Below are 1259 nucleotides of genomic sequence, written 5' to 3'. Positions count from 1 at the left end.
ATTCACCGTAGCACCAGCAACAACCTGCTTGTCACCCTCAGCAAACTCAGCCTTCGTAGAAATCTTTGGTTGCTCTTTCTCTGGCTTTTCTTCTTCAAGTGGAGGCAAACCTGGCTGATCAACAGGCATGACAGATTGTGCACTTGAGTTGCGGTTGTTGTTTGGATGCACGACGGTAATAAACGCATCTGCAGGTTGCTTCGCTATCTCCACCGTCGAGTCTTTTACAAGCTTCGGCACTGCTTCGGTTCCCTCAATTTTGTAACCCGTAAGTGCCGTAAAATCTTGGTGCGATCCAGTAAAACCTGGGAAATATATCTTGCTATTCCTAATGATCGTATTATAGGGCTGATATTTTGGGTTCTGCCGCGAATCGAGGAACATCAACAGGTAAACGTAATAGTTGGCAGCCGACGATTTATCCCCTCGGGCAGCTGCATCTTCCATCTTCCGTCCGAGATTAATAACGGCGTCGTGATAGCTCTCTTTGAACTTAAGTTTCGTAGCGTTTTTCTTATTATACGCTTCGAACGTATTAAGAGGGGTTTTAGCATGCGGTTCAATACACCAAGCCCAGCCCACATCATTGTTTTTGTTTCCACCGTTGTTAAAGCCGGGCCCTGCAGGCTGTCCCGCCCACACAAGCAAACCCCAGGAGTAGTCCGCAGCGAAGTGCCGCGGGTCTTTTTCTTCCTTTTTGAGCTCGTCCCCCAATGTAGTGTTGGGTGTAAAGTCGGTGGGCTTAGAAACCTCCGCTTTAGCTCCCGGAACGACGAACATGGCCGCAATTACCGCAATAGCAGAGAGCACTGCAGTAAAGACCAGCCACCTCTCTCGGAAAACGTTTCTTAATCTAATCATTCTTTCCTCTTCGAACCATAAACATACTTAAACCGACTCCCCACGCAGCTAAAATTTTCGCTGGCACAGCAGAAAAATTAGGTTTAAACGCATCGAGGCTAAACAGGATTTCGATCCGAAATCTAGGTTAACCTTATAGTCGACTCAACACAATATCACTGTAAAAATTAAAGCGCCATCCGAGAAGTGGATCAAGTCCGGTGAAGTGGTGTATCTGTCCTTTCTGAATCGGGCCCCACCCCCGAAAAGTGGACACATCGGGGTGGGGCCCAAATGGGTTACCCCCTTCAGAGTGTACAGAGACACCCTGAAGGGGGACATGGTGTGCCCAGGCCCTATGGCCTGTTACCTAACCAGTGCACTCACACTACTTAATGTAGTACTGCATACCTGGTTCA

At 48.1% G+C, this 1259-nt stretch carries 1 pseudogene; it reads right to left on the bottom strand.

Annotated elements, in window-relative coordinates:
• Window positions 1-861, bottom strand: a pseudogene (locus tag D9V82_RS12485) (VaFE repeat-containing surface-anchored protein); the annotation flags it as partial.
• Window positions 862-1259 lie beyond the last annotated feature (398 nt).

It is taken from the genome of Corynebacterium macginleyi (assembly GCF_003688935.1).
Lineage (GTDB): Bacteria > Actinomycetota > Actinomycetes > Mycobacteriales > Mycobacteriaceae > Corynebacterium > Corynebacterium macginleyi.
Note: the sequence above shows the minus strand (reverse complement) of the source record. Positions and strands in the feature narration are given on the sequence as shown.